We start from the raw sequence: 13,224 nt of genomic DNA, 5'->3' as shown, positions 1-13,224 counted from the left end.
GGGTATATATGTAAAAAGCCGTTATTTATTTTAATAACGGCTTTTTGATTATAATTTAAACTTTTAGTTAGTATAACACCAGATTAAAGGAATCTATTTTAAAACTCCCACCATATCTTCGGGTTTTACCCATTCATCAAATTGTTCTTCGGTTACATATCCTAAAGCTACAGCTTCATGCTTAAGTGTTGTACCATTTTTATGAGCAGTATTGGCAATTTCAGCAGCTTTATAATATCCAATTTTGGTATTTAATGCAGTTACCAGCATCAATGAATTATTTAATAATTCGGTAATTCTCTTTTGATTGGGTTCAATACCTTGAGCACAATGCTCATCAAAAGAAATACAGGCATCCCCAATTAGTTGAGCACTTTGAAGCAAGTTTGCAGCCATTACAGGCTTAAATACATTCAATTCAAAATGTCCTTGCATTCCTCCAACATTAATAGCGACATCATTACCCATAACTTGTGCACATACCATAGTTAATGCTTCACATTGTGTAGGGTTTACTTTACCAGGCATAATGGAGCTCCCTGGTTCATTAGCAGGGATAATTAATTCACCAATCCCACTTCTTGGTCCAGAAGCCAGCATACGAATATCATTTCCTATTTTGTTTAATGAAACTCCTAATTGTTTTAAAGCACCGTGACTCTCTACAAAAGCATCATGTGCAGCCAACGCTTCAAATTTGTTCTCTGCTGTGATGAATGGTAGGCTGGTAAATTGTGCTATAAATTCTGAAACTCGTTTTGCATACCCTTTTGGAGTGTTTAACCCAGTTCCTACAGCAGTTCCTCCTAAGGCTAATTCTGCCATATGAGGTAAGGTGTTTTCTAATGCCTTAATTCCATGATCTAATTGAGAAACATAACCAGATAACTCTTGCCCGATAGTAAGTGGTGTAGCATCCATAAAGTGGGTACGACCAATTTTTACTACGTTTTTAAATTCTTCGGACTTTTTCTTAAGAGTATCTCTTAATTGAGTTACCCCCGGAATAGTTACTTCAACTATTTTTTTATAGGCCGCAATATGCATTCCTGTCGGAAAGGTATCATTTGATGATTGAGATTTATTAACATCATCATTTGGTTGTAATGTTTTCTCTCCTTCACCAATTGTTTTACCGGCTAATTGGTGCGCTCTATTAGCAACCACCTCATTTACATTCATATTACTTTGAGTACCAGAACCGGTTTGCCAGATTACCAAAGGAAATTGATTATCGTGTTTTCCTTCTAGTATTTCATCGCATACTTGTGAAATAAGATCTCTCTTCTCTATCGGTAATGCTCCTAATTCACAATTTGTATATGCTGCAGCTTTTTTTAAGTACGCAAAACCATATACAATTTCTAATGGCATAGATGCCGATGCACCAATTTTAAAATTATTTCTGGAACGTTCTGTTTGTGCTCCCCAAAGCTTATCAGCAGGTACTTTTACCTCGCCCATCGTATCCTTCTCTATTCTATATTCCATTTGGTAAGATGATTTGTTTTTTTTAAGAGTGCAAATTTAAGCATTTGCCTCACTACTTCTGAATAAAGCAGCTACTTTTTAGCATATAAATTAAGATCAGAAGAGATTTAAAAATAAATCATATTTCTGCTATGACATATAAACAAGAGTTATTATCTTTGACAAAATTTGAAAATTAGAATATTATTATGTTTGAATTCGATCAGTACCTTGGTTTTTTAGCGTTTTTAACTATCCTTACCATTGGATTTTGGTTAATGATCTTTTTATTAACCTTTGTTGTTCCTTATTGGATAATAGGAGCTAACATCGAGAACTTTAAATTAAGAAGAGAAGCTAAACGAAAAGCGAAAGAAGAAGCATAACAGTTTATAACGTATATAAAAAAAGGAAGTCATTTTGACTTCCTTTTTTTGTTTTATTAATATCGTTTTTTATTATCCTTCAAATTCTTCATCACCATTATTTCCTCTTTGAGAACGTTGTCTTTTCTTTTTCTGATTAAATCTATAGGTGAAGGATAGATTAAAACTACGTTCCCTCCATTGAAATTCATTATCCGAAATAAACGTAGTAGTAGTAGAGGTGCTTGTCCGTTTTCGAGAGTTAAATACATCACTAACGTTAAAAGTAAGCGAAGCCTTTTCTTTAAAAAGATCTTTGCTGAATGCAAAGTTCATACTAAAAATACCATCACTTTTTGTTTGTGCATTTTCACTAGGCCCTCTATAAAATAGACTGGTTTGCCAGTCTATTTTTGCCGGTAGTGTAACCTTATTATTAAGCCTTGCAAACCAACTAAAATTATCTGCATCAAGGTTTTCTCCATTATTCTCTCCTCGAACACTATTCTGAAACGCATTAAAATTACCATTTACTCTCCATTTTCTACTTGGATTGTAAGTAAGTGTAAACTCAAAACCATACCTATCGGAGCTGGTGAGGTTTATTGGAGTTCTCCTAATAACAGGGACTTCTGTACCAGGATTATTTGCATCTGCTCCAATAATAGCTGTGTCACCTGTATCTTCAGAAATAAAAGTGAATATCTGTGTAGAATGATTATAATATATAGATGTATTTAAAGTAAGTTTTCCCATTCTATTCAAATATCCTAAATCAAATGCATTAGAATAACTTGGGTCAAGATCTGGATTCCCCTGAAATAAGTTAGTAACACTGGATCTGGAAGGAAAAGGGTTAATAAACCTGGATCTAGGCCTGCGTATTCTACGGTTGTAGCCAAGAGTTAAACTTTGTTTTTCAGAGATTTCATACCCCAGATTAATTGTCGGAAATATATCGGTATAATTCTTTTTACTTAAATCATTACTAGTTTGTTGGTCGATAGTAATTCGTGTACTTTCTACTCTAAGACCTAATAAATAGGATAACTTTCCCCATTTACTTCCTAGTTGTGTGTACCCGGCATTTACTTGTTCTGTATATAATAAGGTGTTGGATAAATCAGAATTTGTAGTTATGATTCCGTTATCTTCTAACTGTACCAGATAATCAGTATCCAGGTCATTAAAATTACCTCTATATCCTAATTCGAATTGAGTGTTTTCACCAATAGGTAACACATAATCGGCTTGCAACAGAATACGATTTTGTTCTTCTATTGTTTCTACAAGCTCTACAGCGGTTATGTTTTCTTGTGTAATTTTTGAACGCTCATCTTCATTACTGTCTTCTATCTGAAAATCGAAAGTTAATTTATGACCACTGGTATCAAAATCTTTTGTATAATTAAGAGAGTATTGTTTCGTAATATCATCTTCAATTTCTGGATCAAAACGAATATTTTGACTTAAAATATCTCCATTTGAATTTAACTCCGTAATTCTATTTGTTGTATTACTTTCTTTATCACTAGATCTGTATAAAAAAGATGTAGTGACAGATGAAGTCTCATTGATATACCATTCGACTCCGATATTAGAATTCAATCCTTTACGTATCCTGTCAAAATTACGTTCTTCTCTTAAAAAGGAGTTTGGTAGGCCACTAAAAAGATATTGAGTTTGGGAAAAAGAATTTCCCGGAACTTCTCTATAGTTATATCCTGAAGTTGTAAAAAAATTAAAATCTCCAGATCGATAATTTAGGTTTCCCGAAATACCAGCAGATAGGGGATAACCTCCATTGATTGTAATCGCTCCATTCATACCCTGTAATTTGCTTCGCCTTAGAATAATATTTAAAATCCCAGCGGTTCCTTCAGCATCATAACGAGCAGAAGGAGATGTGATTACTTCAACTCTTTCTATAGATTCTGCAGGTAATTGCCTTAATGCATCGGTACTATTTAAACCAACTAAACCAGATGGTTTTCCGTTAATAAGGATTCTTACATTATCATTACCACGAAGCGCAACATTGCCTTCGACATCTACAGAAACAGAAGGTACGTTATCCAGTACATCGCTTACCGTACCACCGCTTACTGTGAGGTCTTTACCTACATTATAAATCTTTTTATCTAATTTAATTTCGACAGTGGTTTTTTCTGCTATGACTACTACATCATCTAGTGTTTCGGTATCCAACCCAAGATTAATCGTACCTAAGTTTGTGTTTTTGAATAACTTTTGTTTGGGAAGGTTTTTTGTTTTAAATGAAATAAACTCTACACTTATGTTATATACTCCGGCATCTACCTCGATATTAAATTTTCCGTTTTTATCGGTAATACCACCAGTAACAATTTTTTGTAACCTGGGGCTAAAAAAAGCTATGGTAGCATATTCGAGGGGTTTGTTGGTATCTTGATCTAAGATTAAACCAGTAATATTTACAGGCCCTTTTGAAAAGTTTCTGTTTTGGGCTGATAGCATAAGTGTTGATGCCGAAAATAATAAGAATAAAAATTTCTTCATTTTTAAAATTGAATAATTCTGGCCAAAAGTATCGAAGCAGATACAAGAAGGCGGTTAATGATGTGTTAAATGTGATGTACTCAAAATGTGTGATACGTAGTATCACCTATTATGCACTACATGCATTTAGACATGAAGAAATGTAAAAGGTTTAATCTTATGCGAAAAAATATTTTATAAGAGAGGGATTACTTATATAATATCAATAACTTTTTCTGGTGGTCTTCCGATTATTGCTTTATTTCCATTAACCACAATCGGGCGTTCAATTAATTTTGGGTTATTAGAAAGTATAGTGATCAATTCGGAATCGGTAAAATCTTTACCTTTAAAATTTTCTTTCCAGATAGCTTCATTTTTTCTAACTAAATCTATAGGAGGGATACCTAAAAGTTTAAGTATTTCTTTCAATTCTTCTTCTGAAGGTGGGTTTTCCTGGTAATTAACCACATTAATGTCTTTTTTTTGTTCTTCAAGTATTGCAAGACACCCTCTTGATTTACTACATCTAGAATTATGATAAATTGTGATCATTTTAATTTTGTGTTTTTTTAATCATCATTTTTTTGTCCCATTGTCATAAGGTAAGCCTTTAGAAATTGATTGATATTTCCATCCATTACAGCATCTACATTACCTGTCTCTTCTGCAGTTCTTACATCCTTAACGAGTTTATAAGGATGCATGACATAATTACGAATTTGAGAACCCCATTCTATTTTCATTTTAGAAGCTTCAATTTCGTCCCGCTGTGCTTGTTGCTTTTTGAGTTCAATTTCAAACAATTGTGATTTAAGCATTTGCAGTGCTTTTAATCTATTTTCTTGCTGAGATCTTGTATCTGAGCATGAAATCTGGATTCCGGTAGGGAAGTGGGTAAGCTGTACTTTGGTTTCTACTTTATTTACATTTTGTCCACCTGCTCCACTAGAACGAGACGTGATAATCTCATAATCAGCAGGATTGATGTCTATTTCTATACTATCATCAGCAAGAGGATACACATAAATAGAAGCAAACGAAGTATGGCGTTTTGCATTACTGTCAAATGGAGAGATACGTACTAATCGATGTACACCATTTTCTCCTTTCAACCACCCAAAAGCATAATCTCCTTCTATTTCTAGAGTAACTGTTTTTATACCCGCTACATCGCCACCTTGATAATTAAGTTCTCTAATTTTAAAACCTTGCTTTTCTGCCCACATCATATACATACGCATTAGCATACTTGCCCAATCACAACTTTCGGTACCTCCGGCACCTGCTGTGATTTGTAAAACAGCACTCATGCTATCCCCTTCATCACTAAGCATATTTTTAAATTCCAAATCTTCAATTGATGATTTGGTCTCATCATAACGCTCAGAAACTTCTGATTCGGTAGCGTCACCTTCTTTATAAAATTCATAAAGAACTTCGAGGTCATCAACTAATGTAACTCCTTTTTCATAATCAGAAACCCATTTTTTTTCAGCATTTAGAGTACGCATTAGTTTTTCGGCCTCCTGAGCATTGTTCCAAAAATCAGGAGCAAATGTTTTTTCTTCTTGATTCGCTATTTCTATAAGTTTGGCATCAATGTCAAAGATACCTCCTTAACGCAACCAGGCGCTCCCTAAGATCTTGTAAAGTCTCAGTATTGATCATAATTTATTTATTTTTGACAAAAATAAGATTTAACAGTTCAGTAAGAAGTAATTTTTGTGTTATTTTATAGATTTAGAAATTTTATCACATAAATCATAGTCTATGAAACTACGCTTCATTTGTTTATTCTTTCTAGCGGGGAATATCATTTCTGCCCAATTTTTGGAAAAACAGAAAAATCTTACATCTTTTGATGGCTATTTTAAGTTCTATTATAATGAATCAAAAGACGAAATCTACCTAGAAGTAGACAAACTTGACTCAGAATTTTTGTATGTACATTCGTTAGCTACAGGATTAGGATCAAATGATATAGGATTAGATAGAGGACAGATTGGTGACGGAGTAGTAGTTAAGTTTCAAAAGGCTGGTAATAAATTATTACTTGTACAGCCTAATCAGCGATATCGAGCTATTACAGACAATGTACTAGAGAAGAGAAGTGTTGAACAGGCTTTTGCAAAATCTGTACTGTTTGGATTTCCTATTAAAGAGGAGAAATCTAATACATATATTATTGACTTAACTCCTTTTCTTTTACAAGATACTCACAACATAATTAATCGATTAAAATTTCAAAAAGAAGGAACATACAGTGTTGATAAAACAAGAAGTAGTTTGAGCCTGGAAAGAACTAAAGCTTTTCCTAAAAATGTAGAATTTGAGGCTTTGATTACTTATAAGGGTTCATCTATGGGGCGAAATATTAGATCTATAGCGCCAGACTCAAAATTCTTAACGGTTGTTCAACATCATTCATTTGTGGAGTTGCCAGATAATGGATATAAGAAGAGAGAGTTTGATCCCAGAAGTGGAGCTATATCGATCTCATATATGGATTATGCTACACCGGTACAAGATCCTATAAAGAAGCGATATATTATTAGACATCGATTAGAGAAAAAAAATCCAAATCAGGCTATAAGTGAAGCAAAAGAACCTATCATTTATTATTTAGACCCTGGCACACCAGAACCAGTACGATCTGCATTATTAGATGGAGCAAGATGGTGGAATCAGGCATATGAAGCTATTGGTTTTAAAAATGCATATCAGGTTAAGATGCTACCTGCAGATGCAGACCCTATGGATTTAAGATACAATGTAATACAGTGGGTACATCGTTCTACCAGAGGTTGGAGTTATGGTGCAAGTGTGGTAGATCCCAGAACGGGAGAAATTCTTAAAGGACATGTAAGTTTAGGGAGTTTAAGAATACGTCAGGACTTTTTGATAGCTCAGGCATTACTACATCAACCTTTTGCAACGCGGGATGATAATTATCAACCCATGTTAGAAATGGCACTAGCTCGTATTCGTCAATTATCTGCACATGAAGTAGGGCATACTATTGGTTTTGCACATAATTTTACTGCAAGTACAAACGGAAGAGCCTCGGTGATGGATTATCCTCATCCAACAGTAAGGCTTAAGGATGGCAAAATAGATTTGTCTGATGCCTATGATACTAATATAGGAGAATGGGATAAGGTAACGGTAGCTTACAGTTACTCAGAGTTTGACAAAAACACCAATGAAAAAGAAGCACTTAATAAAATTTTGAACACAGCTTATCAATCTGGTCTTCGTTTTATTTCGGATAGTGATGCCAGATCACAAGGAGGAGCACATGAATTGGCTCATTTATGGGATAATGGAAAAAGTGTTACCGAGGAGTTAGGAAATATGTTGAAAATTAGAGAAGTTGCGATACGTAATTTTTCTTCAGACAATATAAGAAGTAATGAACCGTATTCGGTTTTAGAAGATGTTTTTGTACCTCTCTATTTTTTCCACAGATATCAAACTGAAGCTACTGTGAAGCTTATTGGGGGGCTAAATTATAATTATGCAGTTAAAGGTGATCAACAAACGATTGTAGAAACAGTTGGTTCGAAAAAACAAAAAGAAGCACTTGGGCAGGTTTTACAAACATTAGCTCCCGAAATTTTAGCTATTCCAGAAGATAAATTAAAATTGTTTCCACCAAGAGCTTTTGGATATGGTAGAACCAGAGAATCTTTTAAAGGAAAAACAGGAGTTGGTTTTGATGCTATTAGCGTAGCTTCTACAGCGAGTGACATGAGCCTTTCCTTGTTACTGCATCCTGAAAGAACCTCTCGATTGGTACAGCAAAAAAGTTTAGATCAAAATCAATTAGGATTAGTAGAAACTCTTGATCAATTGTTGAAATTCTCTTTTGAAACCAAAGCAAAAAATAAGTATCATAAAGAAATACAGCATACTGTAAAAACTAATGTTTTAAAACACTTAATGAACTTAAGTAAAAATACACAAGCATATTCACAGGTTAATGCTATTGCTTATGCCAAAATTAAAGGGTTAATCCCTCTTCTTAAAAACAAGACAGGTGATGTTACTGATAAGATGTATAATGAATATTACCTGAATCAAATTAATAATTTTATAGAAAAACCAGAAGATTTTAAAGCATTACCATCCCCAAAAATACCAGATGGATCTCCTATAGGTAGTTTTAGTTGTGGTTTTTAAATATGTATCTATCATTTAATATAATTTAAATAGATGTCAGTCTAAATTCTAGAATTTAGACTGACATTGTTTGAAGCACTACTATTTTACTTTTTATCTTTACCACTTTACAAATTCGAAATACCAAATACCGGACACTACATGACTATTGAAATTCAACTAAGGAATAAATTAAAGGAAATAAGTGAGGTTATAGATGCTAAGGCAGAAAACAATCAGGAAGTAGGGGTTTTATCGGGAGTTTCTGGAGTTGCATTATTTCAATTTTATTATTCAAAGTTTTTGGATGAGGATATTCATGCAGAAAAAGGAGCAGAAACCATTACGAGAGCAGTAGAACTCATTAATAATGGATTCACTTTTCCTACCTTTTGTACCGGAATTGCAGGAGCATGTTGGGTGTTGGAAATTCTTAAGGAAGAAGAATTTGTAGAGTTAGATGATGATTTTCTTTCATCAGATTTAGATTCTTATTTATTAGAAGCGATGAGAGCTGATATAGAAACAGAGAATTATGATTTTCTGCATGGTGCAATGGGGTATGGATATTACTTTTTAAAACGATATCAAAACTTGACTTCAAAAGAATCAAAAAAGAAGTATAAGAACTATCTGGATGAATTGATTACTGCACTAAAAAAATCATCAAAAAAGAATGACTACGGAATATGGTGGGAATCCGTTCTAAGGCGAGAAGAAGGGATTTCGGGGTGTAATTTAAGTTTATCTCATGGAATATCGAGTATGGTTAATTTTCTATCCCGAATAGCCGAACATAAAGAATTTTATGATGATGTTAGAGAGATATTAGAACAAGCAGTGAACTACATATTGCATTGTAAAAATAAAGACAAAACATTGACTGCTACATTTCCAAACTGGATTGTTAAAGAGAATATAGTGGATAACAATTCGAGATTAGCATGGTGTTATGGGGATTTAGGGATAGGAATATCAGTATTTCGAGCTGGTAAAATATTAGGAAATACCCAAATTAGTGATGAAGCAATAGCAATTTTAAAATATTCTACCCAACGAAGAGATATTGAAGAAGCAGGGGTTCAGGATGCTGGATTGTGTCATGGAGCATACGGAATACTTCTTATTTATAATTACTTATATAGAAAAACAGACGATATTGTATTTAAAGAAGCTTCTGATTTTTGGGCTCAGAAGGCATTGGATATGGCAATACATGAACAAGGGTATGCTGGATATATGGTATGGCGAGGGGTAGAAGAAGAGAAATGGAAATCTGAAGTAAGTTTACTTGAAGGTATCGCAGGTATTGGATTGTCTATTATATCCTATTTGGCTCCTTTTGAAACCAAATGGGATGAATGCCTTCTAATTAGCTAATTCTTTTTTCTATATAAAATCAAATAACTTCAAAAACTACAGCGTTAAAAGATTGTTTTAACTACTTCGTGGTAAGATTTTCTGTCATTTAATCTAAAAATAAAGTCGAAATTCTGGAAAATCGCTCGTTTTTCCAGAATACTCAATACTACTATTTGCATTAAGCTTATGGTGTGAGCTATGTTTGTTTCTGTCAAAGCGCTTTGATATTTGTATAATTTAAAATTAGATATCATGAAAAGTAAAAAGAAACTGAATCTTAAGAAAATGAATGTTGCACAATTAGATAGTATTAAAGGAGGGGTGAGATTTCCTTCTCCTGTTTTTACAAGTCCAACTCTCCCAACAGCAAACCCTGATGGTTGTGGTAATGGCACACAAGGATTAGCATGTCAATACTCTCAGACACCAATGAGTTGTATGGTGTGTGTGTAATGTTCAAAAGTAGATAACACTATTTTTCGATTTACTTAGAGAACACATTTTTAGCTGATTTGTGAATATATGGTTTTTCGAAAGTTGAGATGAATCGTCTGAAAATATATTTTCAGACGATTTTTTGTCTACATAATTTATATATGGAAAGTAGTTGCCAACTATAAAATATTAAAAAAAATGAAAGAAGTTCAGTTAACAAAAAGAGAGATTGATGTTATTGTTTTAATAGCTCAAGAGTTTACAACAAAAGAAATTTCTGATAAACTGTTTTTGAGTAAGCATACTATAGAAGACTATAGAAAAAACCTAATTTCAAAACTGAACGTTAGAAATTTAGCTGGATTAACAAAGTATGCGGTAATAAATAAATTGTGCGAACTTTAATATAGTTACTTAAATGTTTTAAAAAGAAGAAAAATATATTGATTACTCACTTCTTATACTCACTAACAAATGAGTTGTTAAAAAATATATACCGTTTGAAATGAACTTCAGACGGTTTTTTGTTTTATAACAGATAGGAATTATATTAATTCTTAATAAAAGAATAAATGTTTTGCTGATAGTTGACTCTGCTATTGCGAATATTTAGGTTTTACGTTGTTATGATGTATGAGATATGATAGAGCAAAACTACCTTTTTTGAGATTGGATATTCATTTTTTTAATGATTATTAATTTTTAAAAATAATCATCACATTTTTTCTAAAAACAAAATCGAAATTCTGGAAAAACGATCGAAATTCTGGAATCCCCAATACAAGATATTGCAATGAACCTCTTTGTTCTTCTATGTTTGTTGATGTCAAAGCGCTTTGATAAAAAGGAAGTTTAATAATTAAAATTTACAAAATGAGAAATTTAAAATTTGAAGAAGTACAAGAAGTAAATGGTGGAGATGGGGCGCAAGCTACAAAAGAAGTTATAGATGGGGCTTGTGCTACAGTTGCAGTTACAGGTGTTCTTGGATGGGCAGTACCAGGACTTAACGTGGCTAAAGCCTTTTGTGCTGGTTGGACTGTTGGAAAGTTAATTAATGATTAATACTAATTTATACAAAAAATAAAAAAATGAGAGATTTAACAAATATAGAAATAGCAAATACAAACGGAGGAGTAAAAGCAACTGAAGCAGCAGGAGCAAGTTGTGCAGTAGCAGTTTTAGCTGGAGCGGCATTAATTGCCGGTACCGGAGGTTTAGGAGCAGTAGCTGCTTGGAGTATTGGTGTAGCAGCATGTACAGGGTTTTCTGCAGCAGCAGCAACATCTAAATAATCAGATTAATAATTGTTATCTGTATTTATAGTGAAAAAGGAAATTGAAAAAGGTTAAATGATCCGATTATTAATTTCTTATGATAAACTCTCTTGAGTTTTATCTCAGGAGAGTTTACAATAACAATTTTTGTGTAAACCAATCATATCATTAAAAATAAATCGTAAAAATTAATACAATGAAAAAATTAAACCTTAAAAAAAGCACGATTTCTAATCTTCAATTACAGCAAATTAATGGAGGTGCCCATCAAGGGAACGTAGGAGTAGTCGATTCTTGTACTCCAGATTGTCAACAAACGTTTGGGATTTGCTTAACAGGATCAGGAAAGAAAAAAACATTTACAGGAAGATAAAAAATAAATCATATGAGTTCCTCACTATTTAGAAAAGAAGCTATACAAAGTAATACACAACGGTTATTAGGAGACGTTTTGTTAATTCGCCCCATGTCATTTTGGATCTTTACAGGAGCAATTACTTTGATTGTTATCATAGTGGGGTTCTTTTTAGCATTTGGAACCTTTGCCCGTCGTGAGATGGTAACTGGTTATTTAGTACCCGATAAAGGTTTAGTACGGGTATATGCTCCTTTTAATGGCATCATTGATCAAAAACATAGTACAGATGGTCAAGAAGTTAGTAAAGGCCAAAACTTACTCGAAGTTACCACAGAACGAGGTACAAAAGATAGTGTTAGTATCAATCAACAATTGATTACCAGGTTAGAAGAGCAAAAAATAAATCTAGAACAACGAATTGTAGATGAAACACTGGTTCTGGATAGTGAAGGTAGCCGCTTGTCGGTAATTCTAGCCAATCACAAGAACGAATATTATCAGATCAATCAACAATTACAAAGTCAGAAGGAACAAGTACAACTGGCAAAAAAACAATGGGATACCTATAAAAAATTAAGAGTAAAAGGGCTAGTTTCTGAAGATGACCTTAGCAGTAAAAGAAGTATATATTTTAGTGCTAGGGCTTCTTTAAATGCTACCAAAAGATTACAAATCAATAAGAAAACAGAAATAGCCAATATAAGAAAGCAGCAGGAACAATCTCCTTTGCGAAAAAGTACACGATTAAAAGAATTGCAAAACCAGCTAGCGCAAAAAGAAGAGCGCCTTATAGAATTAAAAAATAGCCATTCTTATATGGTTAAAGCCCCCGTAAACGGTCGCATTACTTCAACCCAGGTTAATATTGGGCAAAATGTATCTTCTGCTGTACCCATACTAACCATCATACCAGAAAATACAACATTGTATGCTGAGTTGTTTTTGCCTTCAAGAGCTATAGGTTTTATAAAAAAGAACCAGCGGGTATTGCTACGGTATGATGCTTTTCCGTATCAACGATATGGATTGTACCAGGGCAAAATTGTGCAAATAGCAGAAGCGGTTATTGGCCCAAATGAGGTTACTATACCCATTCCTATGCAAGAACCGGTATATCGTATAAAAGTTGCTCTAGATGTACAAACTATTAACGCATATGGCAAAAAAATGCCATTACAATCAGGAATGTCTGTGGCGGCAGACATTATTTTAGAAGAACGCAGCCTGGGACAATGGCTGTTAGAACCTATTTATAGTCTAAAAGGAAAATTATAGT

Annotated in this window: 13 protein-coding genes; 9 read left to right on the top strand and 4 right to left on the bottom strand. The window is 33.4% G+C overall.

Features of this window, described 5'->3' with window-relative positions; translation table 11 throughout:
* Nucleotides 1–93 precede the first annotated feature (93 nt).
* The gene (fumC, locus tag AAFU52_RS23515; RefSeq protein ID WP_024769577.1) at nt 94–1,491 is read right to left on the bottom strand and encodes a class II fumarate hydratase; all 1,398 of its coding nucleotides are present in this window, start codon (nt 1,489–1,491) and stop codon (nt 94–96) included.
* Between the two features lie 188 nt (nt 1,492–1,679).
* On the opposite strand from fumC, the gene AAFU52_RS23510 reads away from it, so the two are divergent.
* The gene (locus AAFU52_RS23510; protein ID WP_167549785.1) at nt 1,680–1,856 is read left to right on the top strand and encodes a hypothetical protein; all 177 of its coding nucleotides are present in this window, start codon (nt 1,680–1,682) and stop codon (nt 1,854–1,856) included.
* A 72-nt stretch (nt 1,857–1,928) separates the two neighbouring features.
* On the opposite strand, the gene AAFU52_RS23505 is transcribed toward AAFU52_RS23510, so the two are convergent.
* From AAFU52_RS23505 to prfB, 3 genes are all read right to left on the bottom strand, one after another.
* Nucleotides 1,929–4,373, bottom strand: a complete 2,445-nt coding sequence (locus AAFU52_RS23505; RefSeq protein ID WP_438423813.1) for a TonB-dependent receptor domain-containing protein — start codon at nt 4,371–4,373, stop codon at nt 1,929–1,931.
* 192 nt (nt 4,374–4,565) lie between these two features.
* Nucleotides 4,566–4,907, bottom strand: a complete 342-nt coding sequence (gene arsC, locus AAFU52_RS23500) for an arsenate reductase (glutaredoxin) (protein WP_024769575.1) — start codon at nt 4,905–4,907, stop codon at nt 4,566–4,568.
* A gap of 17 nt (nt 4,908–4,924) precedes the next feature.
* Nucleotides 4,925–6,023 (bottom strand): peptide chain release factor 2 gene (gene prfB, locus AAFU52_RS23495; protein WP_438423808.1). Its coding sequence is split into 2 segments (ribosomal slippage): nt 4,925–5,959 and nt 5,961–6,023, totalling 1,098 coding nucleotides; the frame shifts between segments, so codons are not numbered across the junction.
* Between the two features lie 102 nt (nt 6,024–6,125).
* Here prfB and AAFU52_RS23490 point away from each other — a divergent pair.
* The 8 genes from AAFU52_RS23490 (at nt 6,126) to AAFU52_RS23455 (ending at nt 13,223) form a co-directional block, all read left to right on the top strand.
* A complete protein-coding gene (locus AAFU52_RS23490) occupies nt 6,126–8,537 on the top strand; it encodes a zinc-dependent metalloprotease (RefSeq protein ID WP_438423806.1) in 2,412 nt (803 codons plus the stop codon).
* Between the two features lie 141 nt (nt 8,538–8,678).
* On the top strand, nt 8,679–9,896 hold the full coding sequence (locus AAFU52_RS23485) for a lanthionine synthetase C family protein (RefSeq protein WP_438423804.1): 1,218 nt from the start codon (nt 8,679–8,681) through the stop codon (nt 9,894–9,896).
* A gap of 234 nt (nt 9,897–10,130) precedes the next feature.
* On the top strand, nt 10,131–10,331 hold the full coding sequence (locus tag AAFU52_RS23480) for a hypothetical protein (protein ID WP_106794123.1): 201 nt from the start codon (nt 10,131–10,133) through the stop codon (nt 10,329–10,331).
* Nucleotides 10,332–10,511: 180 nt separating this feature from the next.
* Complete coding sequence (locus tag AAFU52_RS23475; protein ID WP_024769570.1) at nt 10,512–10,718, top strand: response regulator transcription factor; 207 nt, start codon at nt 10,512–10,514, stop codon at nt 10,716–10,718.
* Nucleotides 10,719–11,186: 468 nt separating this feature from the next.
* A complete protein-coding gene (locus tag AAFU52_RS23470; protein WP_438423802.1) occupies nt 11,187–11,378 on the top strand; it encodes a hypothetical protein in 192 nt (63 codons plus the stop codon).
* Between the two features lie 26 nt (nt 11,379–11,404).
* On the top strand, nt 11,405–11,608 hold the full coding sequence (locus AAFU52_RS23465; RefSeq protein WP_024769568.1) for a hypothetical protein: 204 nt from the start codon (nt 11,405–11,407) through the stop codon (nt 11,606–11,608).
* A 178-nt stretch (nt 11,609–11,786) separates the two neighbouring features.
* Nucleotides 11,787–11,963: a hypothetical protein gene (locus tag AAFU52_RS23460; RefSeq protein WP_161635260.1), complete on the top strand. Its 177-nt coding sequence runs from the start codon at nt 11,787–11,789 to the stop codon at nt 11,961–11,963.
* A 12-nt stretch (nt 11,964–11,975) separates the two neighbouring features.
* Nucleotides 11,976–13,223, top strand: a complete 1,248-nt coding sequence (locus tag AAFU52_RS23455) for an HlyD family secretion protein (RefSeq protein WP_438423799.1) — start codon at nt 11,976–11,978, stop codon at nt 13,221–13,223.
* The last annotated feature ends 1 nt before the right edge of the window (nt 13,224 follow it).

It is taken from the genome of Aquimarina macrocephali, from assembly GCF_051627225.1.
GTDB classification, from domain to species: domain Bacteria; phylum Bacteroidota; class Bacteroidia; order Flavobacteriales; family Flavobacteriaceae; genus Aquimarina; species Aquimarina macrocephali.
The sequence above is the reverse complement of the archived record's forward strand: the minus strand, read 5'-3'. Positions and strand labels throughout refer to the sequence as shown.

Bases quoted from the DNA above. Each gene is read 5' to 3' on its own strand.
- fumC (WP_024769577.1), bottom strand. From the start codon at position 1,491: ATGGAATATAGAATAGAGAAGGATACGATGGGCGAGGTAAAAGTACCT.
- AAFU52_RS23475 (WP_024769570.1), top strand. From the start codon at position 10,512: ATGAAAGAAGTTCAGTTAACAAAAAGAGAGATTGATGTTATTGTTTTA.
- arsC (WP_024769575.1), bottom strand. From the start codon at position 4,907: ATGATCACAATTTATCATAATTCTAGATGTAGTAAATCAAGAGGGTGT.
- AAFU52_RS23510 (WP_167549785.1), top strand. From the start codon at position 1,680: ATGTTTGAATTCGATCAGTACCTTGGTTTTTTAGCGTTTTTAACTATC.
- AAFU52_RS23455 (WP_438423799.1), top strand. From the start codon at position 11,976: ATGAGTTCCTCACTATTTAGAAAAGAAGCTATACAAAGTAATACACAA.
- AAFU52_RS23470 (WP_438423802.1), top strand. From the start codon at position 11,187: ATGAGAAATTTAAAATTTGAAGAAGTACAAGAAGTAAATGGTGGAGAT.
- AAFU52_RS23460 (WP_161635260.1), top strand. From the start codon at position 11,787: ATGAAAAAATTAAACCTTAAAAAAAGCACGATTTCTAATCTTCAATTA.
- AAFU52_RS23485 (WP_438423804.1), top strand. From the start codon at position 8,679: ATGACTATTGAAATTCAACTAAGGAATAAATTAAAGGAAATAAGTGAG.
- AAFU52_RS23480 (WP_106794123.1), top strand. From the start codon at position 10,131: ATGAAAAGTAAAAAGAAACTGAATCTTAAGAAAATGAATGTTGCACAA.
- AAFU52_RS23490 (WP_438423806.1), top strand. From the start codon at position 6,126: ATGAAACTACGCTTCATTTGTTTATTCTTTCTAGCGGGGAATATCATT.
- AAFU52_RS23505 (WP_438423813.1), bottom strand. From the start codon at position 4,373: ATGAAGAAATTTTTATTCTTATTATTTTCGGCATCAACACTTATGCTA.
- AAFU52_RS23465 (WP_024769568.1), top strand. From the start codon at position 11,405: ATGAGAGATTTAACAAATATAGAAATAGCAAATACAAACGGAGGAGTA.